Here is a 23,909-nt window from a genome sequence, read left to right as displayed (position 1 = left end):
CCCGCCCGCGATGGCGGTGTCTTCTTTCCTTCATGGGGAAACAGCATGGCCCGAGTTTTGATCGTCGACGACTCGCCGACAGAGATGTACAAGCTGACCGCCTGGCTGGAGAAGCATGGCCACCAGGTGCTCAAGGCAGACAATGGCGCCGATGGCGTGGCCTTGGCCCGCCAGGAAAAGCCCGACGCGGTGTTGATGGACATCGTCATGCCCGGCATGAACGGTTTCCAGGCCACCCGGCAGTTGAGCAAGGACCCCGAGACCCGTGCCATCCCAGTGATCGTGGTGACCACCAAGGACCAGGAAACCGACCGGGTCTGGGCCACGCGCCAGGGCGCGCGGGACTTCCTGACCAAGCCGGTGGAGGAAGCGGCGCTGATCGACAAGCTCAAAGAGGTCATCGGGGCTTGACCACCCGTCCGCAGGGCGCGTCGCTGACCGCCTTCGAACTGCTGCTGGACATCGACCGGCGCTGTCGTCTGCTGGTGGCCGACCAACCGCCCCAGGACACGCGCCAGCAACAGTGGAGCGGTATCGGCTTTCGTATTGCCCAGCAGTGGTTCGTGGCGCCCATGGGCGAGGTCGCCGAAGTATTGCATGAGCCGCGCAGCAGCCGGGTGCCTGGTGTCCAGCCCTGGGTCTGCGGGGTGGCCAACCTGCGTGGCCGGCTGTTGCCGGTCATGGACCTGAGCGCATTCTTCGGCCTTGGCCCGGCATTGGCGGGCAAACAGCGGCGGGTGCTGGTGCTGGACCATGAAGCGCTGTTCGCAGGCCTGTTGGTGGATGAAGTCCTGGGCCTGCAGCACTTTGCCCTGAGCAGCCTGGAGCTGTCGCCGCCGCAGCCGCTGCTGCGCGCCGCCGCGCCCTTCGTCCAGGGCCATTTCCCCCGTGAACGCAACTGGGCGATCTTCAGCCCGTTCGCCCTGGCCCAGGCGCCGGGCTTTCTCGACGTGGCGTTGTAGAGGATCCATCGACCGTGAACAAACCCGCCACACCCGTTGCCCCGGCTGTCGTGAGCCCGCGTCGGCGCAGCATCGCGCAGATCACCGTGCTGTTCCTGCTACTGATCCTGTCGATCATCCTGCTGTTCGCCAACTTCGCCTATCTCAACACCCAGGCCAACTACGACAAGCAGTACATCGGCCATGCCGGCGAGTTGCGCGTGCTTTCCCAGCGCATTGCCAAGAACGCCACCGAGGCGGCGGCCGGCAAGGCGTTGGCCTTCAAGTTGCTGTCCGATGCGCGCAATGACTTCGAGCGGCGCTGGCGCTACCTGCGCGAGGGTGATCAGGCCACTGGGCTGCCGCCGGCGCCCATGGCCGTGCGCGACGAAATGGACGCCGTGCGCCAGGACTGGGAAAACCTGCGCAAGAACACCGACACCATCCTTGCCAGCGAGCAGACTGTGCTGTCACTGCACCAGGTGGCTGCGACCCTGGCCGAGACCGTGCCGCAGTTGCAGGTCGAGTATGAAAAGGTCGTGGAGATCCTCCTGCAGAGCGGGGCGCCGGCCAGCCAGGTGGCTGTGGCCCAGCGCCAGCTGCTGCTGGCCGAGCGCATCCTCGGCTCGGTCAACACGGTGCTGGCGGGCGACGACACCTCGGCCCAGGCGGCGGACGCCTTCGGGCGCGATGCCAGCCGTTTCGGCCAGGTGCTCGAGGGCATGCTCGGCGGCAACCCGGCGATCCAGGTGACCAAGGTCGAGGACGCCGACGCCCGCGCGCGGCTGGCCGAAATCGCCGAGCTGTTCCAGTTCGTCGCAGGCTCCGTTGACGAAATCCTCGAGACCTCGCCGGAGCTGCTGCGTGTGCGCGAGGCGGCCGGCAACATCTTCAGCCTGTCGCAGACCCTACTCGACGAAGCCTCGCACCTGGCCAACGGTTTCGAGAACCTGGCCAGTGGTCGCACCCTGGCCACCATCGGCGGCTACCTGTTGGGGCTGGTGGCCCTGGCCTCGATCATCCTCATCGGCCTGGTGATGGTACGCGCCACCCACCGCCAGCTGCGCGAGACCGCCGAGAAGAACGAACGTAACCAACAGGCGATCATGCGCCTGCTCGACGAGATCGAAGAGCTGGCCGACGGCGACCTGACCGTCACCGTGTCGGTCACCGAGGACTTCACCGGGGCCATCGCCGACTCGATCAACTATTCGGTCGACCAGTTGCGCGACCTGGTGGCGACCATCAACCACAGTGCCGAGCAGGTCGCCGCGGCCGTGCAGGACACCCAGAACACCGCCCGCCAGTTGGCCAAGGCCTCCGAGCACCAGGCCGAACAGATCAGCGAGGCGTCCCTGGCGGTAGGTGACATGGTCGAGTCGATCGACCGGGTATCGGCCCACGCCTACGAATCGGCGAAAGTAGCCGAGCGCTCGGTGGCCATCGCCAACAAGGGCAACGAGGTGGTGCATAACACCATCCACGGCATGGACAATATCCGTGAGCAGATCCAGGATACCGCCAAGCGGATCAAGCGCTTGGGCGAGTCTTCCCAGGAGATCGGCGACATCGTCAGCCTGATCGACGACATCGCCGACCAGACCAACATCCTCGCCCTCAATGCGGCGATCCAGGCCTCTCTCGCCGGCGAGGCCGGGCGTGGTTTCGCCGTGGTCGCCGACGAGGTGCAGCGCCTGGCCGAGCGTTCGTCGTCTGCCACCCGGCAGATCGAGGCGCTGGTACGCACGATCCAGGCCGATACCAACGAGGCGGTGATCTCCATGGAGCAGACCACCGCCGAAGTGGTGCGAGGCGCGCGCCTGGCCCAGGACGCCGGCGTCGCCCTGGCTGAGATCGAGGGCGTGTCGCAGACGCTGGCCGACCTTATCCACAGCATCTCGGACGCCGCCCAACTGCAAACATCCTCGGCTGGGCAGATTTCCCACACCATGGCGGTGATCCAGCAGATCACCGCGCAGACCTCCGCCGGCTCCGGCGCCACCGCCGACAGCATCCGCCACCTGGCGCGCATGGCCAGCGAGATGCGCCGCTCGGTCTCCGGCTTCACCCTGCCGGCCCCCGCCGAACCACGTTGAGGAGCGAGCCATGGTGCCCACGACCGTGAGCCCCGAGCGCCACGACACCGTTGCCCTGGCCTGGGCCAAGGCAGCCATCCTCGACTGCCTGGGTCAGGCCCGCCAGACCCTGGAGCGTTTCGCCAGCGAGCCGGAAGACCCGGCGATGCTGGCCTTCTTCATCGACAACCTGCACCAGGTACACGGCTGCCTGCGCATGCTCGAGCTGCGCGGTGCGACTCACCTGGCCGAGGAACTGGAGCTGCTCGGCCGGGCCATGGCCGATGGCCAGGTCAGCCCCCGAGGCGATTGCCTCGGTGCGCTGTTCCGGGGGCTGGAGCAGTTGCCCCCGTACCTGGAGCGTCTGCGCGGGGCACGTCACGACCTGCCGTTGGTGGTGGTGCCGTTGCTGAACCAGTTGCGCGGGTGCCGAGGTGTCGAGCCGTTGCCCCAGGGCAGCCTGGTCGGCCATGCGGCGCAGCGCCTGGCAGGGGCTGCCGACCTGGCTGACCTGGACCTGTCCCTGGGCAATTGGCGCGAACAGTTGCAGGCCGGGCAAGGCCGCGACGCGTTGCGTTCGGTAGTGATGGCGCTGTGCGACGACCTGGTACGGATCAAGGAGCGGTTGGACCTGTTCGTGCGCGGCGACCGTCAGCAGCGCGAGCAACTGGAGGCCCTGCTGGCGCCGCTGCGCCAGGTCGCCGATACCCTGGCGGTATTGGCCTTCCAGCAACCGCGCCGGGTCATCATCGACCAAGTGCTGGCCTTGCAGGCCCTGGCCCAGGGCGAGCGGGCCGTGGACGACGCGGTGCTGATGGATATCGCCGGCGCCTTGCTGTACGTGGAGGCGACCCTCAACGGCATGGTCGGGCCCTTGGATGAAAGCGGCCAGGGCAACCTGCCGGGCGCCGACGTGATCGAGATCCGCCAGTTGGTGTTGAACGAGGCGCTGGCGGTGTTGCAGCAGGCCAAGGACCTGATCGGCGATTGCCTGGAGTCCGGCTGGCCACGCGAGCGCCTGCAGCCGCTGCCAGGCCTGTTGCACCAGGTGCGCGGTGCCTTGTCCATGCTCATGCTGCCGGAGGTGGCCGAGGTGTTCGGTGGTTGCGCCGGTTACGTGCAGGGCTGGCTTGCCCACCTGGAACAGGAACCGCCCGCCGAGGAGCTTGCGCACCTGGCCGAAGCGCTGAGTGCCGGCGAAATGTATCTGCAATGGCGCGTAGCCGACCCCCTGGCCGACGCCCAGCCATTCCTCGACATGGCCCGTGCCAGCCTGGCGGCGATCGGCGTGGTGTGCCTGCAGCCCCAGGCCTGCCACGAGCCAGAGGCGATCGATGACGAGCTGCGCGACGTTTTCCTCGAGGAGGCCGGCGAGCTGCTGCCGGAGATCGAACGCCACTGGTTGCGCTGGCGTGCCGACAACGCCTTGCGCGATGCGCTGGTGGAGGTACGCCGGGCGCTGCACACCCTCAAGGGCAGCGGGCGAATGGTGCATGCCGAGGCCCTGGCGGAGCTGGCCTGGGGCGCCGAGCACCTGCTCAACCGGGTATTGGAGGGGCGCATCACCCTGGCGGCGGAGGGGGTGGTGGCCTTGCAGCAGGTACTGGTGCGTTTGCCGGACCTGCTGGCCGATTTCGCGGTGGGTCACCCGACGCCGCTGGCCGAAGCCGAGGCCTTGTCCAGCCATCTGCATCAGTTGGCCATCCACAATCCACTGGTGGCGGCGGCCCATGGGCTGGACCCTCAATTGCTGGAAATCTTCCGCAACGAGGCCCAGGGCCACCTGGGCAGCCTGGAAACCTTCCTGCGCGGTGCAGACGGCGAGGGCTCGCCCGTCAGCGACAGCCTGCAGCGCGCGCTGCATACCCTCAAGGGCAGCGCCGCCATGGCGGGTGTCATGCCGATTGCCGAGCTGGCCACGGCGTTCGACCGTCTGGTTCGGGAATACAAAGGGCACGGGCTGGCATTGCAGGTAGCCGAGCTCGAATGGCTGGAGGCAGCCCGGGCTTTGTTCCACCTGGGCCTCGCCCAGCTCGACAGCACGCCCTTGGCGCCCATCCCGGACGCCGCGGCGCTGATCGAGCAGGTCGGCCAGGCGGTGGATGCGCGCCTGGCATTTCTTGAGCAGCACCCGCACCCGGCCCAACGTTCCGGGCGCGACCCGCAGCGTATCGCGGCCTTCCTGGCGCAGGGCATGGACATCTTGCTCGATGCCGAATCGCTGCTGTCGCGCTGGCAGGAGCACCCGGGCGAGCGCCAGGAGCTGGAAACCCTGCTCGATGACCTGACGGCCCTCGGGCAGGCGGCCCACCTGGCCGAGCTGTGGCAGGTGGATGAAATCTGTGAAGCGCTGCTCGATCTGTACGGTGCCGTGGAGGAGGGCAGCCTGGCCGCCAATGGGCGCTTCTTCGCCCTGGGCCAGCAGGCTCACGAAGCCTTGCTCGACATGTTCGATGAGATCGCCGCCGGGCAGCAGGTCGAGGCGCGGCTGGAATGCGTGGCGGCCCTGCGTGGCCTGTTGGACGATGCCCTGGCGCCTGACGCGATGGGCAAGGTCGGCCTCGACACGGTGACACCTTTGCCCTTCCCGGCTGTGCCGGTTGTCGAGCCTGCGGCAGACGAGGCCCAGAGCCCGGGCGACAGCGAACTGCGTGAAGTCTTCCTTGAAGAAAGCTCGGATATCGTCGAAAGCGCCGCCGCCGCCTTGGCCCGCTGGCAGGCCGACCCGCGCAACAGCATCGAGGTCGAGAACCTGCTGCGCGACCTGCACACCCTCAAGGGTGGGGCGCGGATGGTCGAGGTCGCGGCGATCGGCGACTTGGCCCACGAGTTGGAATTCCTCTACGAACTGCTCGCCGCTGGCCGCCTGCCACCGAGCCCGGCGCTGTTCGCCCTGCTGCAGAACTGCCATGACCGCCTCGCCCATATGCTCGACGCCGTGCGCCTTGGCCAACCGCTGCACGCCGCTACGGCGTTGATCGACTATATCCGCAACTTCAGCAGCGCGGCGTTGACCGACAGCGCCGCGGGCCAGGCACAGGCCGAGGTGCCCGCCGCCGAAGCACCCGCGGTCACCCCGGAGCGGGCCGCAGGCGACATGGTCAAGGTGGATGCCGAGCTGCTGGACGACCTGGGCAACCTGGCCAGCGAGCATTCGATCATCCGGGGCCGCATCGAGCAGCAAGTCAACGACGCCCAGTTCGCCCTCAACGAAATGGAAACCACCCTGGAGCGCATGCGCGACCAGTTGCTGCGCCTGGATATCGAGACCCAGGGGCGGATGTCCAGCCGTTACCAGGCCGAAGGCGATGCCTATGACGACTTCGACCCCCTGGAAATGGACCGCCATTCCCAGTTGCAGCAGTTGTCGCGGGCGCTGTTCGAGTCGGCCTCCGATCTGCTCGACCTCAAGGAGACCCTGGCCCAGCGTGCCCAGGACGCCTACAGCCTGCTGCAGCAGCAGGCGCGGGTGAACAGCCAGTTGCAGGAGGGCCTGACGGCCACCTTGATGGTGCCCTTCGAGCGCCTGGTGCCGCGCCTGCAGCGTGTGGTGCGGCAGGTGGCCAGCGAGCTGGGCAAGCAGGTGGAACTGGTGGTCGGCAATGCCGAGGGTGAGCTGGACCGCAGCGTGCTCGAACGCATGGTGGCGCCGCTCGAGCACATGCTGCGCAACGCGGTCGACCATGGCCTGGAAACCCGGGAAGTGCGCCTGGCGGCCGGCAAGCCGGAGCAGGGCACCATCCACCTGAACCTGCTTCATGAGGGGGCCGACATCGTCATCGAGATGAGCGACGACGGTGCCGGTGTGCCTTTGCAGGCAGTGCGCGCCAAGGCGATCAAGCGTGGCCTGCTGGACCCACAGGCCTACCTGAGCGACCACGAGATCCTGCAGTTCATCCTGCGCCCCGGGTTCTCCACCGCGGAGAAGATCACCCAGATTTCCGGCCGCGGGCTTGGCATGGACGTGGTCCATGAAGAGGTCAAGCAGCTGGGCGGCTCCATGAGCATCGAGTCGAGCCCGGGCAAGGGCGCACGCTTCCTGATTCGCCTGCCGTTCACCGTCTCCATGAACCGGGCGCTGATGGTGCACCTGGACGATGAACAATACGCGATACCGCTCAACACCATCGAGGGCATCGTACGCGTGCCGCCCGCGGAGCTCGAGGCCTGTTACCAGTTGAGTGCGCCGCGCTATGTCTATGCCGGGCACGAATACCACCTGCGTTACCTTGGCGAAGTGCTGCAAGGGGGCAGGCCGCGTCCCAGCCTGCTGGGCCAGAGCGTGCCGCTGCCGGTGTTGCTGGTGCACTCCCAGGAGCAATCCTTCGCCATCCAGGTAGACAGCCTGTCGCCCAGCCGTGAGATCGTGGTCAAGAGCCTGGGGCCGCAGTTCGCGGCGGTGCCGGGGCTGTCCGGCGCGACCTTGCTGGGCGATGGCCGGGTGGTGCTGATCCTCGACCTGCTCGGCCAGTTGCGTGGCCAGCAGCGACGCCTGGCGCGCCTGCCGGGTGGCTATGGCGGCCAGCGGCCGTTGCTCGGGCCGGCGCCACGCCGGCGTCTGCTGGTGATGGTGGTGGACGACTCGGTGACCGTGCGCAAGGTCACCAGCCGCCTGCTCGAGCGCCATGGCATGAACGTGCTCACGGCCAAGGACGGGGTGGATGCCATGACCCTGCTCGAGGAACATCGCCCGGACGTGCTGCTGCTGGATATCGAAATGCCGCGCATGGACGGTTTCGAGGTGGCCACCCGTATCCGGCGCGACGCGCGGCTCAAGGACCTGCCGATCATCATGATCACTTCGCGTACGGGCCAGAAACACCGCGACCGGGCGATGGCCATCGGTGTCAACGACTACCTGGGCAAGCCGTACCAGGAGTCGGTATTGCTCGCGAGCATCGCCCATTGGAGCCAGACCCATGCTTGAACATATCGCCGGCCAGCGCAGCAGCCTGACCGGCCTGCTGCTGCCCATGAGCGACCGCACCCTGGTGCTGCCCAATGTCGCCGTGGCCGAACTGATCGGCCAGCGCGCGTTCGCCTGCGAGGCCCATGAACCGGCCTGGCACCTGGGCTGGATCGACTGGCGCCAACAGCGGCTGCCGCTGATCGGTTTCGAGGCGGCCTGTGGTGGCGAAACCCTTTGCGGTGATCGGGCTCGTGTCGTGGTGCTCAACGCCCTGGGCGATACCGGGCTTCGCTACCTGGCGCTGCTGCTGCAGGACATTCCGCGATCATGCAAGCTCGACAGCCAGCTCAATTATGTGGATGTGCCGCTGGCCAGCCTGGAGCTGGCCGCGGTGCAGGTGGGCGAGCAGGTGGCCCGGGTCCCGGACCTGGCAGGGTTGGAAAGGATGGTGCGTGACGCCGATCTGCAACCTGTCGCCGGGTAGTATGCGGGTTGGGGCCGCTGCGCAGAGAACAGGTGGCTAGCGCCGCCCCTGTGGGAGCGGGCTTGTCCCGCGATGAGGGCTGCGGCGATGCGGAACCTGGCTCGCTTCAGGAGGTCTGTGTCTGCATGTACTACGGTGAACGTTTCAATGCCTGGACGCACCTGGTCGGTGCCGTGCTGGCCTGTATCGGCGCCATCTGGCTGATCGTCGTGGCCGGGCTGCAGGGCGACCCCTGGAAGATCGTCAGCTTCTCCATCTATGGCAGCACACTGCTGCTGCTCTACAGCATCTCCACCCTGTACCACAGCACCCGTGGCCGGGCGAAGGTGATCATGCGCAAGCTCGATCACTTGTCGATCTACCTGCTGATCGCCGGCAGCTATACCCCATTCTGCCTGGTCAGCCTGCGTGGCCCCTGGGGCTGGAGCCTGTTCGGCGTGGTCTGGGGGCTGGCGGTGGTCGGCATGCTCCAGGAGATCAAGCCGCGCTCGGAGGCACGGATCCTGTCGATCATCATCTATGCGGTGATGGGCTGGATCGTCCTGGTGGCGGTCAAGCCCCTGCTGCACACCCTCGGCGGTGCCGGGTTCGCCTGGCTGGCGGCGGGCGGGGCGTTCTATACCATCGGCATCCTGTTCTTCGCCTTCGACAGCCGCTTCCGCCATTGGCATGGCATCTGGCACCTGTTCGTCATCGCCGGCAGCCTGATGCACTTCGTCGTGGTGTTCTTCTACGTGCGCTAGTGTGGTGTTTTGCAAATACGACCAAAAATCGCCGCGAGTTATGGTCGTTATTTGTGAAACACCACACTAGATATCCCCCCACAGCTGCTGCGCCACCGCCAGCGCGACCACCGGTGCGGTCTCGGTGCGCAGCACGCGCGGGCCGAGGCGTGCCGACTGGAAGCCGGCCGCCTTGGCCTGCTCCACCTCGGTATCGCTCAGGCCGCCTTCCGGGCCGATCAGGAAGGCCAGGCGCGCCGGGCGTTCGTGGCGGGTCAAGGGCTCTGCGACAGGGTGCAGCACCAGCTTGAGGTCGGCGTCGGTTTGCTTGAGCCAGTCGGCAAGCGTCACCGGCGGGTGGATCACCGGCACGGTCGAGCGACCGCATTGCTCGCAGGCGCTGATCGCCACCTGACGCCAGTGGGCCAGGCGCTTGTCGGCGCGCTCATCCTTCAGGCGCACTTCGCAGCGTTCGCTGACGATCGGCGTGATGGCGCTGACGCCCAGCTCGGTGGCCTTCTGAATCGCCCAGTCCATTCGCTCGCCCCGGGACAGGCCTTGGCCAAGGTGCACCTGCAGCGGCGATTCGGCCTGGCCGGGCAGGGCCTCGTCGAGCGCCACGCGCACGGCCTTCTTGCCGACCTCCAGCAATTGGCCACGGAATTCCTGGCCGCTGCCGTCGAACAGTTGCACGGCGTCGCCAGGGGCCATGCGCAGCACGCGGCCGATGTAATGGGCCTGGGCTTCGGGCAACTCGTGTTCGCCGAGGTTCAGGGGGGCGTCGATGAAGAAGCGGGACAGTCTCATGGAGTACTCGTCAAAAAGGGTTACGCACACTGTGTAGGAGCGGCCTTGTGCCGCGAAAGGGCCGCAAAGCGGCCCCTGGCGCTCAACGCCAACGCCCCAATCGCCGGGGCTGCTACGCAGCCCTTTCGCGGCACAAGGCCGCTCCTACAGGGGGAGGTGGATGGGGTTGCAGGCTAGCCCGGATCGCGGAAATCGGGGTGGAAGTTCGTCGGCACCGCCACGCTGACACTGTCGCGGGTGGCGATGTCGATGCCTTCGCTGGCCACCTCGGCCAGAAAATCGATCTGCTCCGGGGTGATCACGTACGGCGGCAGGAAATACACCACGCTGCCCAACGGCCGAAGCAGCGCGCCGCGGGTCAGGGCGTGCTCGAAGACCTTCAGGCCGCGGCGCTCCTGCCAGGGGTAGGCGACCTTGCCGGCCTTGTCCTGGACCATTTCGATGGCCAGGGCCATGCCGGTCTGGCGGATCTCGGCGACATGGGCATGCTCGGCCAGGTGCGCGGTGGCGCTGGCCATGCGCGCCGACAGGGCTTTGTTGGCCTCGATCACGTTGTCTTGCTCGAAGATATCCAGGGTCGCCAGCGCTGCGGCACAGGCCAGCGGGTTGCCGGTATAGCTGTGCGAATGGAGGAAGGCGCGCAGGGTCGGGTAGTCGTCGTAGAAGGCCTGGTACACATCGTCGGTGGTCAGGCAGGCGGCCAGCGGCAGGTAGCCGCCGGTCAGAGCCTTGGACAGGCACAGGAAATCCGGGCGGATACCAGCCTGTTCGCAGGCGAACATCGTGCCGGTACGGCCGAAGCCCACGGCGATCTCGTCGTGGATCAGGTGCACACCGTAGCGGTCGCACGCCTGGCGCAGCAGCTTGAGGTATACCGGGTGGTACATGCGCATGCCGCCGGCTCCCTGGATCAGCGGCTCGACGATCACCGCGGCGATGCTGGCGTGGTGCTCGGCCAGGGTCTGTTCCATCAGCGCGAACATGTTGCGCGAATGCTCTTCCCAGCCCATGCCGTCGGGGCGCAGGTAGCAGTCCGGGCTCGGCACCTTGATGGTGTCGAGCAGCAGTGCCTTGTAGGTTTCGGTGAACAGCGGCACGTCGCCCACCGACATGGCGGCGATGGTCTCGCCGTGATAGCTGTTGGTCAGGGTGACGAAGCGCTTCTTGTCCCCCTGTCCCTTGTTCTGCCAGTAGTGGTAGCTCATCTTCAGCGCCACTTCGATGCAGGATGAGCCGTTGTCGGCGTAGAACACCCGGTCCAGGCCAGCCGGCGTCAGGGCGACGAGGCGCTCGGACAGCTCGATGACCGGCTGGTGGCTGAAGCCGGCCAGGATCACGTGCTCGAGCTGGTCGACCTGGTCCTTGATGCGCTGGTTGATGCGCGGGTTGGCATGGCCGAACACGTTGACCCACCAGGAACTGACGGCATCCAGGTAGCGCTTGCCTTCGAAGTCTTCCAGCCACACGCCTTCACCACGGCGGATCGGGATCAGCGGCAGTTGCTCGTGGTCTTTCATCTGGGTGCAGGGGTGCCACAGGACTTTCAGGTCGCGTTGCATCCACTGTTGGTTGAGGCCCATGGGCAGATCTCCTGGCGGGGCGTGCTTTGGCCGACAAGCCTAAGCAATGGGGCCGCGCAGGACAACCGACGCGCTGCGTGCGGCAGTGTCGAAAACTAAATTTCCTGTGCCGACGGGCACTTGATGTCACTACGCTGGCAGGGTCTGGATGCCTGACGTATTCTTAACGCATCACATCCTGGGGCGTTCTTCCCCCTCTTTTTGTCACCTCTATTTCCGGAGTTCGCCAAAATGGCTGCTGCTTGGGTGCGCCTGTGTGCGTTGGTATTGATTGGTGTGTCCAGCGCCGGCGCGTTGGCCAAGGACAAGAGTCCCACGGCGATCGTCGTGGGTGGCGGGCTGGCGGGCCTGACCGCGGCCTATGAGCTGCAGAACAAGGGCTGGCAGGTGACGGTGCTGGAAGCGAAGACCGGCATGGGCGGGCGCTCGGGCCTGGCCACCAGCGAATGGATCGGCAACGGCAAGAGCCAGCCGGTGCTCAACCAGTACCTGGACCGCTTCAAGCTTGAAACGCTGCCTGCGCCGGAGTTCGTACGTACCCCCGGCTACCTGATCGACGGCGAGTACTACAGCGCCAGCGACCTGGCGACCAAGCAGCCGGCCACCGCGGACGCGCTCAAACGCTACGAGAAGACCCTCGACGACCTGGCCCGCTCGATCGACGACCCGTTGAACCCGGCGGCCACCAGCACCTTGTTCGCCCTCGACCAGATGAACGTCTCCACCTGGCTGGACAAGCTGCAGTTGCCGGCCACCGCCCGGCAACTGGTCAACCAGCAGATCCGGACCCGTTACGACGAACCGTCGCGCTTGTCATTGCTCTACTTCGCCCAGCAGACGCGCGTCTACCGTGGGGTCAGCGACCGCGACCTGCGTGCCGCGCGCCTGCCAGGAGGCAGCCCGGTGCTGGCCCAGGCCTTCGTCAAGCAGCTCAAGACCATCAAGACTCGTTCGCCGGTGACCGCGATCATCCAGGACAAGACTGGCGTGACGGTCAAGGTCGGTAGCGTCGGCTACCAGGCCGATTACCTGGTGATGGCCGTGCCGCTGCGGGCGCTGGCGAAGATCCAGATGACCCCGGGCCTGGACGGCAAGCACCTGGCCGCGCTCAAGGGTACCAACTACGGCTGGCGCGACCAGCTGATGCTCAAGTTCAAGAAGCCAGTGTGGGAAAGCCGTGCGCGCATGTCGGGCGAAATCTTCAGTAATGCAGGGCTTGGCATGCTGTGGATCGAGCCTGCGCTCAAGGGAGGGGCCAATGTGGTGATCAACCTTTCGGGCGACAACGCCCGTCTGCTGCAGGCCTTCGGTGACAAGCAGATGGTCGACCAGGTGCTGATCCGCATGCATGCCTTCTACCCGCAGGCTCGTGGCGCCTTTACCGGATACGAGGTGCGTCGCTACAGTACCGACGCCGGAATGGGCGGTGCCTACCTGGCTTATGGTCCAGGCCAGATCAGCAAGTACTGGCGTTTGTGGGAGCGCCCGGTGCAACGCATCGCCTTTGCCGGTGAGCACACCGATGCGCTCTACCCCGGCACGCTGGAGGGTGCGCTGCGCAGTGGCCAGCGTGCCGCGAGCCAGGTGCAGGACCTGGCGGACGGCAAGTCGTTCGAGCCGGCCAAGGTTGCACCTGTCGCCGCTGCTCCGAGTGCAGTGAACGCGAAGGAAAAGGGCGGGTTCTTCTCCAACCTGTTCGGTGGTGCATCGGGCAAGGCCGACAAGGCGAATGCTGAGCCTGTGAAGCCGGCACAGGCCAAGGAAGGCAAGCCTGGCTTCTTCTCGCGAATGTTCGGTGGCGCCGATAAGGTCGATGTGCCTGCCAAGGCCGAGCCTGAGGCGGCGGCAGAGCCCAAGGCCAAGGCTGGCTGAATGTTGTCGTAGCCAGTGCGGGCCCAATCGTGAGGCAAGTCGGACCGGGCCCGCACTGGCAGCAGCGCTGTGAGCGACTATCGTTAATGTTTCCTTAATGGGAAGGTTTCACAATACATATCTAATTTTTCGATCATCCGAAGCAAGTTTTTCCGCTTTTTTTCGATACGTTATGCGCTAGTCTGTGCACAGCTTTCACGGGGAAACACACCAACATGCAACTGCGCAATTCATCCTCTCGTTATGGCCTGGTCAGCATTGTCATGCACTGGGGCGTGGCCCTGGCAGTCTTCGGGCTGTTCGGCCTGGGCCTGTGGATGGTCGGTCTCGACTACTACAGCCCGTGGCGCAAGTCCGCGCCCGACCTGCATAAAAGCATCGGCCTGGTGCTGCTGGGGGTGATGCTGTTGCGTGTGATCTGGCGCTTCGTCAGCCCGCCACCGCCGGCGCCGGCCAGCCACGGGGCATTCACCCGCCTGGCCGCCAAGCTGGGGCATGCGTTGCTCTACCTTGGCCTGTTCGGCGTGATGATCGCAGGTTACCTGATCTCCACCGCCGACGGCGTGGGCATCCCGGTATTCGGTTTGTTCGAGGTTCCGGCGCTTGTCAGCGACCTGCCTGACCAGGCTGATGTTGCCGGGGTCATCCACCTCTACCTGGCCTGGGGGCTGGTGATTTTCGCCATCCTGCATGCCTTGGCAGCACTGAAACACCATTTCATCGACCGTGACGCGACCCTGGCCCGCATGCTGGGCCGCAAAGCTTGACTCTCTACCTCAATTGCATAGGAAGGAAGTAAGGATGTTCAAAAAGACTTTTGCCGCTCTGGCGCTCGGTACCGCACTGCTCTCCGCTGGCCAGGCCATGGCCGCCGAGTACAAGATCGACAAGGAAGGCCAGCACGCGTTCGTCGACTGGAAGATCAGCCACCTGGGTTATAGCTTCATCCATGGCACCTTCAAGGACTTCGACGGTAACTTCACCTGGGACAGCGCCAAGCCGGAAGACAGCAAGATCAACGTCGAACTGAAGACTGCGAGCCTGTGGTCGAACCACGCCGAGCGTGACAAGCACATCGCCAGTGCCGACTTCCTGGATGTGAAGAAGTATCCAGAAGCCAAGTTCGTCTCCACCAGCGTGAAGAAGACCGGCGACAAGACTGCCGATGTGACCGGCGACCTGACCATGCACGGTGTGACCAAGCCAGTCACCTTCAAGGCTACCTTCAACGGTGAAGGCAAGGACCCATGGGGCGGCGAGCGCGCCGGCTTCAATGCCACCACCACGCTGAACCTGAACGACTTCGGCATCAAGGGCCCAGGCGCGACCTCCCAGACCCTGGACCTGGATATCAGTGTCGAAGGTGTGAAGCAGAAGTAATTCGAGTGGTTTGAAAGCGGGGGCTGCTGCGCAGCCCTCTCGCGGCACAAGGCCGCTCCAACAGGACCTGTGTGAGTCCTGTAGGAGCGGCCTTGTGCCGCGAAGGGCCGCGTAGCGGCCCCGATGCTTATGTGTACGGAACTTGATGAATCAGCCCCGCAGGCGCTGCTGGCAGTCGCAAGGCATGTAACGCGAGCCAGGTGGCATCACCCTCCTTGATGACCCCCCAGTCGGCAAAGAAATCCGCCAGGTTGCAGTTGGCCACCTTGCATAGCGAGGTGGTGAAGTTGACAAGGTCATTACCGTTGATAGGGTTCTCCCTGGCGAAGCGATCCCAGGCGGGCAGGTAATGGTCGCCGAATCCTTTTCTGAGCTGTTCGAAGATAGCGTGCGTATCTGGAGACTCCGGATAATGTTTTTGATCGCGTGGCTTGGCCAGCCATGCCTTCAGCCCTGGCCAACGTTTGGGAAATTCTTCGCTGTAATCGTTCGAATGGATACGCCCGACCGCGAGGGCATAGATGTTCACTGAGTTTTCGTCGAACAACGGCGCCAAGGTGTTCGTCCGGTTTTGAAAATGATGGCCGTACTCATGCAGGGTGACCCACAGCTCATGTGCACGCCCGCCCAACAATGCATTCATGTACGAGCTGCCTTGGCTACGACTGTGGGGCAGGCCAATGTAGCCCGTGGTGGCATAGGGCGAGCTACTGGATACGCTTTCTACGGCATGAATCCATAAATTGCTTCGCGTATGCCTCGGTGAAGACCCGTCCAGGCCGGCGGCAATCGCTTCGATTTTCAAGACTTCTTCATGGGACCTGACAATCTCTCCAACATCGGGGTGCGCGAATGACCGGTAGGTATCGGCGTAGGCGGAGATGACCACTCGGTCGCCGACGAGCTGGAGTTCTGTTTGGTGATCGCTTTTATCGAGCATACGATGCCAGTCGTTCGGCGGAGTCTGCCCAAGGATGTAGTAAGGAATGGGCTGGAAGGCGCCGTCGAGAATAACGCGGCAGCCGGACTTACCCGTATTGCGAATATGGATCACGCCGCCGACGAGATCGGGCCGCAGCCGGTTGTCACCGCGTTGTAAGCGAACCTCGCGCATGTTTGGGGTTTGTATCGCTCGGTTCGATTGCTCAGCCAGCCCTTGTACGCCTATCAGGACTGTCACATCTTCATCGTCCCCTTCAAGCCAGAGGGAGGCGCTTTTACCGGCAGGCAATTTATAGCCGGTGGGTTGATAGTCGGCCCACTGTAGACTCCATTGGTAAAACGCTTGGTCGTTGGCTTTGGCCGCCGTGGGGCCTATGTAGATGGACCGCGGATGGACAAAGCTATCCGTCGCTGTGACGGGATGGGAGAGCCCCGGACTGTTGACGCGCACGTGTACGGTATCAGCGGTCAGCAGGTAGCTATCTGGCAAGTCGGGATTATGAAAGCGCCCATCGTCTTCTACGTCGGCAATCCCTTTCCAGGTGCCATTGGAGAAGGCTTCGACCACACCTTGGGTTACGGATGTGCTTCCTCGGACATCATTCTTTGCACCCCGCCTGAGCGAGAGGCTGGTAATGACCGGTGTTGCGGTAGTTGTGCCGGCCGAGGACTCGGTTTTATTGAATTTTGGAGACGGTGTAAAAGTATTCATGTTGAGCCACTTATTACGTTATGGCTCTTCAGTGTTCAGGTGGGCAATAGTTTGAAAAACTGGCTGAACTAACAGTTTTGCGCAACATACGTGCAGACCACCAAAATCCATGGCGTTATTGGATGCGTACTACTGGAGGCGGTAAGAATACTGAGGCGCGTCGGTAACTAAACTTTCGCGTGGCTTGATTCGACAACAGCCGGTATTGCGCCTTTCGCTGAGCTGGCAGCGAAAGGCGCAACATACCCGGTTGTCAGCCCTTGCGAGTCAACAGCGCGGGGCGCTCACCGCGTGGTCGGCTGGGCAGGTCATCCAGCTGCTCGGGCGTCGGGTAACGGTCGAGCTTGGACTCCTTGCGGATGATCACTGGCTGGTGGGTTTCGCGCGGGTTGCGCACTGCCGGTTCCTGGCGGGAAAGGTCGTCACGACCGCCGGAACGGTTGCGACCGCCGCCATTGTTGTCACGGCGCGCACCGCCGTTGTTGCTGTTGCGGGCACGTTTCTCGCCGGAACCCTGCCCCTGGCGTTGGCCGCCGTTGCCACGCCCCTGGCCGCCGCCATTGCGCTGGCCTTGGCCCTGGGCCTGCCCTTGGCCGCCATTGCCGCCTGGGCGGCGGTTGCGGCCTTGGTTCTTGGTGTTCTGGTACGGGCTGACATAGTCGGCGCGGTTGCCGAAATTGTCGATCTCATCGTCCAGGAACTCTTCCGGGTCACGATCGGCCGGAACCGGCGGGATGCCGGCCTGGCCCTGGGAGGCCTGCTGCTGGCGCGGCTTCTTGTTGCGCGGTTTGCGCTGCTGCTGTGCCTTGTCGCCGGCCTTTTCCTTGTCGGCAGGCTTCTCGGCAGCCTGCTGCTTGGCCTTGCCTTTGTCCTTACCCTTGTCCTTGCGCCCGCCGCTGCCGTCCTTGCCGCCTTCGGCGCGCGGCTGGTTGCGCCCGCCACGGCCATTGTTCTGCGGGCGTTCGCGTACTTCAGGCTTCTCGGCCTCTACCTGGCTTGGGTCGAAGCCCATCAGGTCGCCGTCCGGAATCTTCTGTTTGGTGACCCGCTCGATGCTCTTGAGCAGTTTCTCTTCATCCGGCGCGACCATCGAGATCGCCTCGCCCGAGCGGCCGGCACGACCGGTACGGCCGATACGGTGGACGTAGTCTTCCTCCACGTTCGGCAACTCGAAGTTGACCACATGAGGCAGTTGATCGATATCCAGGCCACGTGCGGCGATATCGGTGGCCACCAGCACACGTACGGTATTGGCCTTGAAATCGGCCAAGGCCTTGGTCCGGGCATTCTGGCTCTTGTTGCCATGGATCGCGGCGGCGCTCAGGCCGTGCTTTTCCAGGTACTCGGCCAGGCGGTTGGCGCCGTGCTTGGTGCGGGTGAACACCAGCACCTGTTCCCAGGCACCCAGGGTGATCAGGTGCGCCAGCAGGGCGCGTTTATGGCTGGCCGGCAAGCGGTAGACGCGCTGCTCGATCCGCTCGACCGTGGTGTTCGGCGGCGTGACCTCGATGCGCTCGGGGTTGTGCAGCAGCTTGTCGGCAAGGTCGGTGATGTCCTTGGAGAAGGTCGCCGAGAACAGCAGGTTCTGGCGCTTGGCCGGCAGGCGCGCGAGGACCTTCTTGACGTCGTGGATGAAGCCCATGTCGAGCATGCGGTCGGCTTCGTCGAGGACCAGGATCTCGACATGGGAGAGGTCCACGCTGCCTTGGCCGGCCAGATCGAGCAAGCGACCGGGGCAGGCCACCAGCACATCGACGCCCTTGGCCATGGCCTGGACCTGTGGGTTCATGCCGACGCCACCGAAGATACAGGCGCTGACCAGGTGCAGGTCGCGGGCATAGACCTTGAAGCTGTCATGAACCTGAGCGGCCAGCTCGCGGGTGGGCGTGAGCACCAGTACGCGGGGTTGGCGTGGGCCGTGGCGCTGGGACTTGTCTGGGTGGCCGCCCGGGAACAGGCGCTCGAGAATCGGCAGGGCGAAGCCGCCGGTTTTACCAGTACCGGTCTGGGCGGCGACCATCAGGTCGCGACCTTGCAACACGGCGGGAATCGCCCGCTGTTGCACTGGGGTGGGCTGGGTATAGCCCGCTGCCTCGATAGCGCGGACAAGAGCCTCGGAGAGACCGAGGGAAGCAAAGGACATGGGCAATCCTGTTCTCGTGGGGGCTGGGCCCGATGGGATGATCTGCCTGGCGCGACGGGCATCGGCGGGATGCGATCGCGTCCGGTCCAGCTGGGCGTTCACTGCGCATCCTGGAAGCGTCGGAGAAGCACTGGGGGTGCATGGCCGACGGTCGAGATGCCTGTTGCGAGGCCGAGCGTCCGGGCGTGAGCCGGGCGGGAAGGCCCGAGTATAACAGAGCTAGCGCGCCGTGCTGCGTTCGTGCTGCTCAACGGCGTCAGGAATATTTCCCGGGTCGCTTTCATAGCGAGCACTGATCGCCGCATAGGCCGGCTCCTGCTTGAAGCGGCGCAGCTCGTCGGCGAAGACCGTGGCCAGGCGTTCGCGCCCTGGCTTGCGGGCAAGGCCCAAATATTGGGCATGGCGGCTGATCACCAGGGGCAGCTCCTCGACCTGTTGCTCCAGGCCAAGGTGCCTGCGCAGGTAGCGGCCTGCGCGGCGGTCGGTCACCAGCAGGTCGATGCGCCCGAGCATCAGCTTGCCGAAGTTCGCCTCGTGGGTCGGGGCTGATTCCCGTCGGAACAGGGGTGATGAAGTGAAGGCTGGGTTATACACGTAGCCGGGCGAGGTCCCCACGGTCAGGCCTGCGAGGTCTTCCAGGCGCTCTATTGCACGGTGCTGGGCGGTCGACTGGAACAACACGAACTCCACGTGCGAAAGGGGCTCCTCCGGGTAGACCATGAAGGGTTCGCGCGAATCGAGCTGGAAGATGTCCAACACCCCATCGGCCAGGCCTTGCTCGACCATGGCCAGGCAGCGTCTCCAAGGCAGCAGTTGCCAGTCGACATCGATACCCAGGCGCTTGAGTACTTCGTTGGTGACTTCGTAGTCGATGCCTTTGAGGTGACCATCGTGCCAATAGATGTAGGGCGCCCAGTCGTCACTGACCAGGCGCAAACGCTCTGCCTGGGCCAGCGGGCTCAGGCAGGCGAGCAGCAGGATGCAGGTCAGGCGCAGGACATTGGGCATGGCGGCAGGGTACGTGCAATGCGCGCCCAACGCCAGTAGCCGTTGCGGTCAGGCTCCGGAAGGTCCGAGCAGGTGGGCTTGCACTTCCTTGTGCCTGCTGCCCAGTGACAGGCGCAGACCGGGCTGGCGCAACAGCCGCGCCAGTTGTTCGGGGTCCTTGCGGCCATGCATGCCCTGGAAGTTCTCCAGTGCCTTGTCCCACCAGGCGGGTGCGCAGGCCCGGTCGAACTCGTTGTCGTAGGGGTAGCAGCCGTAGAGCAGTTCACGGGCAAACTGGCGCTGGTGGCTGGGCAGCGTCAGGCTCAGGGCCTTGCAACGCAGGCGATGCAGGGTAGGCGGGCGCGGCAGTTGGTCGTTGACCAGCGCCACGTCGGCCAGCGCCGCCTCGCTGAGCGGATCCTGGCCATGCTTGCACAGCCAGGCTTGGACCTTGGCGCGAAACAGGGCCTTGCGGCTCCAATAGTGATGGATGACGTCGGTGCACGCGGCCACCGCCAGGGTACGGTACGCGGCCACGGCCAGGCAGAACTCCTCGAGGGTATAGGCGTTGGGCACCTGGGGGTGGAATTCATCCATCAAGGCGATGGACTGGTCGAGAACCGAGGCGTCGATGGCATGCAGGCCGATGACCCCGGAATTGAGCAGGCCCATCCGCCCATCCGCCAGGCCACGATCCTGAAGGATGCCCTGCAGCTTGCTGTACAGCTGGCATTGCCGGTTGGCGTCGTAGCGCCCGCCGATGGCATTGCACAGCAGGCTGCCGGGGGCGATCCGCTGGAACAGCTGCAAAGGCGACTCGCGGAAGAAGGTATCGGTGTCGATCAAGGCGGCCACGGGATATTGCTGCAGGACCTGGCGCAACAGCACGTGCTTGCTGCGAAAGTGATAGCCATGGGGCTGGTTCCAGGCCGCCCGGGTGGCTTCATCCAGCAGGTGCAGCGTGACGGGCAGCTTCGCGTAAGGGGCCGGGTCGTCGGTATAGACCTGGATATCCAGTGCCTGGCCGGGCGCCTTGCGTAACTGGGCGAGGGCGCTGACGATGCTGAAACAGGCTTCCTGATGGTAGGTCGAGCGACCGAATGCCAGGTAGATGAGTTGTGGATTCGAAGCGGAAGGCGGCTGCATCGTTCGGTAACTTGTCGGGCTGCAGAAAGAAATAAGGCTTTAGCCTAATGCCAAAGCCTTAACTCTTCCTTAAGCACTTATTGCCGAAATGTGTCAGCGCGGTAGCTTGAGGTTGTTCCAGATCGCCAGGCTGGGCTCGGCCTGGTTCAGGGTGTAGAAATGCAGGCCCGGTGCGCCGCCTTGCAGCAGTTGTTCGCACATGCGGGTGATCACCTCCTCGCCGAACGCCTGGATGCTGGCAGTGTCGTCGCCGTAGGCTTCCAGCTGCTTGCGGATCCAGCGTGGAATCTCGGCGCCGCAGGCGTCGGAGAAGCGCGCCAGCTTGCTGTAGTTGGTGATCGGCATGATGCCGGGCACCACCGGGATATCCACACCCATCTTGCGGGCGCGCTCGACGAAGTAGAAGTAGCTGTCGGCGTTGAAGAAGTACTGGGTGATGGCGCTGTCAGCACCGGCCTTGACCTTGTGCACGAAGTTGGCCAGGTCGCTTTCGAAGTTGCGCGCCTGCGGGTGCATTTCCGGGTAGGCGGCCACTTCCAGGTGGAAGTGGTCACCGCTTTCCTGGCGAATGAATTCGACCAGGTCGCTGGCGTAGCGCAGCTCGCCATAGGCCATGCCCATGCCGGACGGCAGGTCACCACGCAGGGCGACGATGCGCTTGATCCCGGCGGCCTTGTACTGGTTGATCAGGGTGCGCAGTTCATCCTTGCTGTCGCCGACGCAGGACAAATGCGGCGCGGCCGGGATCTTCACCTCGCTTTCCAGCTGCAGCACCGTGTTGAGGGTGCGGTCGCGGGTCGAACCGCCGGCGCCGTAGGTGCAGGAGAAGAAGTCCGGGTTGTAGCCAGCCAGCTGGCGGGCCACGGCCATCAGCTTTTCATGGCCGGCATCGGTCTTGGTGGGGAAGAATTCGAAACTGTAGCGGCGTTCTTGTGACATCTCTTATTCCTCAGCTGCAAGCGACAAGCCGCAAGCTGCAAGTAAAAGCCAGGGCGGTGTGGGCCGGCCTGGCTTGGGCATCCATCAAGATCTACAGGCTGCGAGCGCCAGGCCGGTTGTCGCCGCCTGGCACTCGTAGCGCCGCTTAGTAGCGGTAGGTGTCCGGCTTGAACGGGCCTTCGACGGTGACGCCGATGTACTCGGCCTGCTGCGGGGTCAGCTGGGTGACCACACCACCGAAGCCGCGGACCATTTCCAGGGCCACTTCTTCGTCGAGTTTCTTCGGCAGCACTTCCACGGTCAGGCGCTCGGCCTTCTGCGCGGCTGGCAGCTCGGCGAACTTCTGCTGGAACAGGAAGATCTGCGCCAGCACTTGGTTGGCGAACGAGCCGTCCATGATGCGGCTTGGGTGGCCGGTGGCATTGCCCAGGTTCACCAGGCGGCCTTCGGCCAGCAGGATCAGGTAGTCGTCGTTCTGCGGGTCGAAGGTGCCGGCGCCGGTGCGGTGGATCTTGTGGACCTGCGGCTTGACCTCTTCCCATGCCCAGTTCTTGCGCATGAAGGCGGTGTCGATCTCGTTGTCGAAGTGGCCGATGTTGCAGACCACGGCGCGCTTCTTCAGGGCCTTGAGCATGTTGGCGTCGCAGACGTTGACGTTACCGGTGGTGGTGACGATCAGGTCGATGCGGCCGAGCAGGTCACGGTTGATGCCGTCTTCGCTGCCGGTGTTGATACCGTCCTTGAACGGCGAGACCACTTCGAAGCCGTCCATGCAGGCCTGCATGGCGCAGATCGGGTCAACTTCGGTGACCTTGACGATCATGCCTTCCTGGCGCAGGGACTGGGCCGAGCCCTTGCCCACGTCGCCATAGCCGATTACCAGCGCCTGCTTGCCCGACAGCAGGTGGTCGGTGCCGCGCTTGATGGCGTCGTTGAGGCTGTGGCGGCAGCCATACTTGTTGTCGTTCTTGCTCTTGGTGACCGAGTCGTTGACGTTGATCGCCGGGACTTTCAGCTCGCCCTTGGCCAGCATGTCTAGCAAGCGGTGTACGCCGGTGGTGGTCTCTTCGGTGATGCCGTGGATCTTTTCCAGCATCGCCGGGTATTTCTTGTGCAGGATCTCGGTCAGGTCGCCGCCATCGTCCAGCACCATGTTGGCGTCCCATGGCTGGCCATCCTTGAGGATGGTCTGCTCGATGCACCACTCGTACTCCTGCTCGGTCTCGCCCTTCCAGGCGAACACCGGAATGCCGGCGGCCGCGATGGCGGCGGCGGCCTGGTCTTGGGTGGAGAAGATGTTGCACGACGACCAGCGCACTTCGGCACCCAGGGCGACCAGGGTTTCGATCAGCACGGCGGTCTGGATGGTCATGTGGATGCAGCCCAGGATCTTCGCGCCCTTGAGCGGTTGTTCAGCCTGGTACTTGCGGCGCAGGCCCATCAGTGCGGGCATTTCCGATTCGGCGATGATGACTTCCTTGCGGCCCCAGTCGGCCAGGGAAATGTCGGCGACCTTGAAGTCGGAAAAACCTGCAGGCGTGTTTACAGCGCTCATCGAGAGCCTCCATTCGTAGTGTGCGAATGGGCGCCGTTGTGCGTTAAGCGTCCGCGGTGCGGACAACGCCCCAACCGAGCCTGACAGGTCGAACCTGCTGCAGCGCCCCTCGGCTGGGTGGCGGGATGGCCCCCGCGGCGGGTGGCCATGTGAATCGGCAGGGATTATAGCCGTGGCACCGGGCCACGCCCAAGGTTTTCTGTCGATTAATCGAGACGATAGTCGATGTTCAATGGAGCACTGCCGAAGGCTCTGCCATCATTACCGCACGTCAGCCAAGCAGGTCAGGAGTCCCGATGAATTTCCACACCCGCAAATGGGTAAAACCCGAAGACCTCAACCCCAACGGCACGCTGTTCGGCGGCAGCCTGTTGCGCTGGATCGACGAAGAGGCGGCGATCTACGCCATCGTCCAGCTGGGCAACCAGCGCGTGGTGACCAAGTACATGTCGGAGATCAACTTCGTCAGCGCCTCGCGCCAGGGCGACATCATCGAGCTGGGCATCACTGCCACCGAGTTCGGCCGCACCTCCATCTCCCTCAAGTGCGAAGTGCGCAACAAGATCACCCGCAAGAGCATCCTGACGGTGGACAAGATGGTCTTCGTCAACCTGGGCGAGGACGGCCTGCCGGCCCCGCATGGGCGAACCGAGATCAAGTACATCCAGGACCAGTTCCCCGATACCGCGGTGGAATAACGCTTGCGCGCCCCGTC

The 23,909-nt window shown here is 64.5% G+C and carries 17 protein-coding genes, 1 pseudogene and 1 riboswitch; of the genes and pseudogenes, 10 read left to right on the top strand and 8 right to left on the bottom strand.

What is annotated here, in order from left to right; translation table 11 throughout:
* The first annotated feature begins 45 nt into the window (after window positions 1-45).
* The 6 genes from pilH (at window position 46) to trhA (ending at window position 9,152) form a co-directional block, all read left to right on the top strand.
* Window positions 46-411 (top strand): twitching motility response regulator PilH, encoded by a 366-nt coding sequence (pilH, locus tag ACXHGZ_RS19535; protein ID WP_084854018.1) that lies wholly within the window; start codon window positions 46-48, stop codon window positions 409-411.
* On the top strand, window positions 408-962 hold the full coding sequence (locus ACXHGZ_RS19530; RefSeq protein WP_224457166.1) for a chemotaxis protein CheW: 555 nt from the start codon (window positions 408-410) through the stop codon (window positions 960-962). Before pilH ends, ACXHGZ_RS19530 begins: the two co-directional genes overlap by 4 nt.
* Before the next feature lie 50 nt (window positions 963-1,012).
* Window positions 1,013-3,037, top strand: a complete 2,025-nt coding sequence (locus ACXHGZ_RS19525; protein ID WP_253249299.1) for a methyl-accepting chemotaxis protein — start codon at window positions 1,013-1,015, stop codon at window positions 3,035-3,037.
* 10 nt (window positions 3,038-3,047) lie between these two features.
* Window positions 3,048-7,943 carry an Hpt domain-containing protein gene (locus ACXHGZ_RS19520; RefSeq protein ID WP_480461075.1) on the top strand — a complete coding sequence of 1,632 codons (4,896 nt, stop codon included), beginning with the start codon at window positions 3,048-3,050 and terminating at the stop codon, window positions 7,941-7,943.
* Window positions 7,936-8,409, top strand: coding sequence for a chemotaxis protein CheW (locus ACXHGZ_RS19515; RefSeq protein WP_480461073.1), 474 nt, complete (start codon window positions 7,936-7,938; stop codon window positions 8,407-8,409). Before ACXHGZ_RS19520 ends, ACXHGZ_RS19515 begins: the two co-directional genes overlap by 8 nt.
* Window positions 8,410-8,534: 125 nt before the next feature.
* Entirely contained in the window at window positions 8,535-9,152 is a 618-nt protein-coding gene (trhA, locus tag ACXHGZ_RS19510) for a PAQR family membrane homeostasis protein TrhA (RefSeq protein WP_480461072.1), read from the top strand.
* A gap of 66 nt (window positions 9,153-9,218) precedes the next feature.
* Here trhA and ACXHGZ_RS19505 read toward each other — a convergent pair whose 3' ends face one another.
* A complete protein-coding gene (locus ACXHGZ_RS19505) occupies window positions 9,219-9,938 on the bottom strand; it encodes a 16S rRNA (uracil(1498)-N(3))-methyltransferase (protein WP_480461070.1) in 720 nt (239 codons plus the stop codon).
* A gap of 173 nt (window positions 9,939-10,111) precedes the next feature.
* On the bottom strand, window positions 10,112-11,518 hold the full coding sequence (locus ACXHGZ_RS19500; RefSeq protein WP_480461068.1) for an adenosylmethionine--8-amino-7-oxononanoate transaminase: 1,407 nt from the start codon (window positions 11,516-11,518) through the stop codon (window positions 10,112-10,114).
* A 231-nt stretch (window positions 11,519-11,749) separates the two neighbouring features.
* On the opposite strand from ACXHGZ_RS19500, the pseudogene ACXHGZ_RS19495 reads away from it, so the two are divergent.
* The 3 genes and pseudogenes from ACXHGZ_RS19495 to ACXHGZ_RS19485 form a co-directional block, all read left to right on the top strand.
* Window positions 11,750-13,384: pseudogene (locus ACXHGZ_RS19495) on the top strand (flavin monoamine oxidase family protein); the annotation flags it as partial.
* Window positions 13,385-13,605: 221 nt separating this feature from the next.
* Window positions 13,606-14,157 (top strand): cytochrome b, encoded by a 552-nt coding sequence (locus ACXHGZ_RS19490; protein WP_084854029.1) that lies wholly within the window; start codon window positions 13,606-13,608, stop codon window positions 14,155-14,157.
* 34 nt (window positions 14,158-14,191) lie between these two features.
* Window positions 14,192-14,770, top strand: a complete 579-nt coding sequence (locus tag ACXHGZ_RS19485; RefSeq protein WP_224457159.1) for a YceI family protein — start codon at window positions 14,192-14,194, stop codon at window positions 14,768-14,770.
* A gap of 127 nt (window positions 14,771-14,897) precedes the next feature.
* Here ACXHGZ_RS19485 and ACXHGZ_RS19480 read toward each other — a convergent pair whose 3' ends face one another.
* From ACXHGZ_RS19480 to ahcY, 6 genes are all read right to left on the bottom strand, one after another.
* Window positions 14,898-16,424 (bottom strand): M60 family metallopeptidase, encoded by a 1,527-nt coding sequence (locus tag ACXHGZ_RS19480; protein WP_480461065.1) that lies wholly within the window; start codon window positions 16,422-16,424, stop codon window positions 14,898-14,900.
* Window positions 16,425-16,677: 253 nt separating this feature from the next.
* A complete protein-coding gene (gene rhlE2, locus ACXHGZ_RS19475) occupies window positions 16,678-18,567 on the bottom strand; it encodes an RNA helicase RhlE2 (protein WP_172402931.1) in 1,890 nt (629 codons plus the stop codon).
* Between the two features lie 219 nt (window positions 18,568-18,786).
* On the bottom strand, window positions 18,787-19,575 hold the full coding sequence (locus ACXHGZ_RS19470; RefSeq protein ID WP_480461062.1) for a substrate-binding periplasmic protein: 789 nt from the start codon (window positions 19,573-19,575) through the stop codon (window positions 18,787-18,789).
* A 48-nt stretch (window positions 19,576-19,623) separates the two neighbouring features.
* Window positions 19,624-20,700, bottom strand: a complete 1,077-nt coding sequence (locus tag ACXHGZ_RS19465; RefSeq protein ID WP_480461060.1) for a hypothetical protein — start codon at window positions 20,698-20,700, stop codon at window positions 19,624-19,626.
* A 93-nt stretch (window positions 20,701-20,793) separates the two neighbouring features.
* Window positions 20,794-21,639 carry a methylenetetrahydrofolate reductase [NAD(P)H] gene (gene metF, locus ACXHGZ_RS19460; protein WP_196145954.1) on the bottom strand — a complete coding sequence of 282 codons (846 nt, stop codon included), beginning with the start codon at window positions 21,637-21,639 and terminating at the stop codon, window positions 20,794-20,796.
* 145 nt (window positions 21,640-21,784) lie between these two features.
* Entirely contained in the window at window positions 21,785-23,194 is a 1,410-nt protein-coding gene (gene ahcY / locus ACXHGZ_RS19455) for an adenosylhomocysteinase (RefSeq protein WP_480461058.1), read from the bottom strand.
* 21 nt (window positions 23,195-23,215) lie between these two features.
* Window positions 23,216-23,311, bottom strand: a riboswitch (S-adenosyl-L-homocysteine riboswitch).
* A gap of 179 nt (window positions 23,312-23,490) precedes the next feature.
* On the opposite strand from ahcY, the gene ACXHGZ_RS19450 reads away from it, so the two are divergent.
* Window positions 23,491-23,892, top strand: a complete 402-nt coding sequence (locus tag ACXHGZ_RS19450; RefSeq protein WP_480461056.1) for an acyl-CoA thioesterase — start codon at window positions 23,491-23,493, stop codon at window positions 23,890-23,892.
* Window positions 23,893-23,909 lie beyond the last annotated feature (17 nt).

This window comes from Pseudomonas shiyinii (assembly GCF_056725765.1).
Note: the sequence above shows the minus strand (reverse complement) of the source record. Positions and strands in the feature narration are given on the sequence as shown.

Bases quoted from the DNA above. Each gene is read 5' to 3' on its own strand.
- pilH (WP_084854018.1), top strand. From the start codon at position 46: ATGGCCCGAGTTTTGATCGTCGACGACTCGCCGACAGAGATGTACAAG.
- ACXHGZ_RS19520 (WP_480461075.1), top strand. From the start codon at position 3,048: ATGGTGCCCACGACCGTGAGCCCCGAGCGCCACGACACCGTTGCCCTG.
- ACXHGZ_RS19515 (WP_480461073.1), top strand. From the start codon at position 7,936: ATGCTTGAACATATCGCCGGCCAGCGCAGCAGCCTGACCGGCCTGCTG.
- trhA (WP_480461072.1), top strand. From the start codon at position 8,535: ATGTACTACGGTGAACGTTTCAATGCCTGGACGCACCTGGTCGGTGCC.
- ACXHGZ_RS19505 (WP_480461070.1), bottom strand. From the start codon at position 9,938: ATGAGACTGTCCCGCTTCTTCATCGACGCCCCCCTGAACCTCGGCGAA.
- ACXHGZ_RS19500 (WP_480461068.1), bottom strand. From the start codon at position 11,518: ATGGGCCTCAACCAACAGTGGATGCAACGCGACCTGAAAGTCCTGTGG.
- ACXHGZ_RS19490 (WP_084854029.1), top strand. From the start codon at position 13,606: ATGCAACTGCGCAATTCATCCTCTCGTTATGGCCTGGTCAGCATTGTC.
- ACXHGZ_RS19485 (WP_224457159.1), top strand. From the start codon at position 14,192: ATGTTCAAAAAGACTTTTGCCGCTCTGGCGCTCGGTACCGCACTGCTC.
- ACXHGZ_RS19480 (WP_480461065.1), bottom strand. From the start codon at position 16,424: ATGAATACTTTTACACCGTCTCCAAAATTCAATAAAACCGAGTCCTCG.
- rhlE2 (WP_172402931.1), bottom strand. From the start codon at position 18,567: ATGTCCTTTGCTTCCCTCGGTCTCTCCGAGGCTCTTGTCCGCGCTATC.
- ACXHGZ_RS19470 (WP_480461062.1), bottom strand. From the start codon at position 19,575: ATGCCCAATGTCCTGCGCCTGACCTGCATCCTGCTGCTCGCCTGCCTG.
- ACXHGZ_RS19465 (WP_480461060.1), bottom strand. From the start codon at position 20,700: ATGCAGCCGCCTTCCGCTTCGAATCCACAACTCATCTACCTGGCATTC.
- metF (WP_196145954.1), bottom strand. From the start codon at position 21,639: ATGTCACAAGAACGCCGCTACAGTTTCGAATTCTTCCCCACCAAGACC.
- ahcY (WP_480461058.1), bottom strand. From the start codon at position 23,194: ATGAGCGCTGTAAACACGCCTGCAGGTTTTTCCGACTTCAAGGTCGCC.
- ACXHGZ_RS19450 (WP_480461056.1), top strand. From the start codon at position 23,491: ATGAATTTCCACACCCGCAAATGGGTAAAACCCGAAGACCTCAACCCC.